The organism is Endozoicomonas sp. SESOKO3 (genome assembly GCF_024606255.1).
Genome location: NZ_JAHHPR010000685.1, coordinates 1 through 1,152, shown reverse-complemented (window position 1 = coordinate 1,152; position 1,152 = coordinate 1). Strand labels below are relative to the sequence as shown.

Genomic DNA, 1,152 nt, shown 5'->3' with positions numbered 1-1,152 from the left:
CGGGCGATCAGCCCCCTGAACTGCAACGTCTGGGTCAATCACTCTTTGTCAATGACGAGGCTCTCATGGCAGCGGCTACCTCAGCCTATTTCCAGGTTCATGTTCTGGGCGGGGATTTACAACAGCAGGCTCTAAATGAACTGTTGGCACACAGCAAACCCGTCGGCTATGTTGTACACGTCGGGGATGACGCACAGGTTTCTGCTGTACCTGCGGGTTATCCAAAGCTGGAAGTCGCAGAAACTCCGGGGGAGGTTATTGTTTTTCATGGTCAGAAGCTGAACCCCCGTGATACTACTTTTGTAGAGAAGCTCCACAACCTCTGGAAAGAAGCTGAGGGCAATAACCTGGCTCCTGCATGGGTAACAAAGATTAATATATTCCGCGTCAAAAGCTTCCAGCACGTCATTCGAAGCAGGCAAATGGCACTGTTGGAGGAGTTTGTTGCACGGCACAATGCTGAAGTGAGCAAAAATCAACCGACAACGCTTACAAACGAAGATAGAGTGTCGGGACGTGCTCTTGCATTCTATGAATATCTCCAGCAGGCATTGGCCACCGCTGATCAAGATCGGGCAATTACGGTATTAGAATTTGAATTCACACTGGAACATATCAGAGCCGCCTCGTCCGCTATCACGCCAACCTGGCTGCAGATTCAACTGACCAAACACTTCAGCTTCAAACCCTTACTTAGAGACTTTCTGAGTCATCAGAATGTTGTTCAGGGCATTATGGGTCTTGTACCCGTTGTTGACGAATCACAGCTCGATGTTTCTTACGACAACGACCGCTTTGCTTTCAAAGTCCTGAGCGACATGACCAGGCAGCTGATCAAGAGTGACAGCAAACTGATAGATCAGCTGAAAAGAGAACGCAAACTCACCCAGGTTAATAACCACTTAAAGATCATGTTGGGGAAAGCCACTGCCATTGAAAAGCAAAAGCTCATAGTACTTCAGCTTAAGTATCAGGCTGAGCATGATCTTCGACAGCTTCATGGCGTATCGGAAAGACAGCAAAGCCTGTTACGGGAATTTCGGCAGAAAGTCGAACGAATCCCGGGGCTGGAAAAACAAATTCGTAATGCCAGAGCAGAAGCCACAAAAGCCCGCAACGCTCGACTGGCAGAAGAGCTTGGCATTGAAGACT

1 protein-coding gene is annotated in these 1,152 nt (G+C 48.6%); it reads left to right on the top strand.

Features of this window, described 5'->3' with window-relative positions:
* Positions 1-1,152 (top strand): hypothetical protein (locus KDK18_RS12020; RefSeq protein WP_257255164.1); only part of this gene is annotated, 1,152 nt, incomplete at both ends.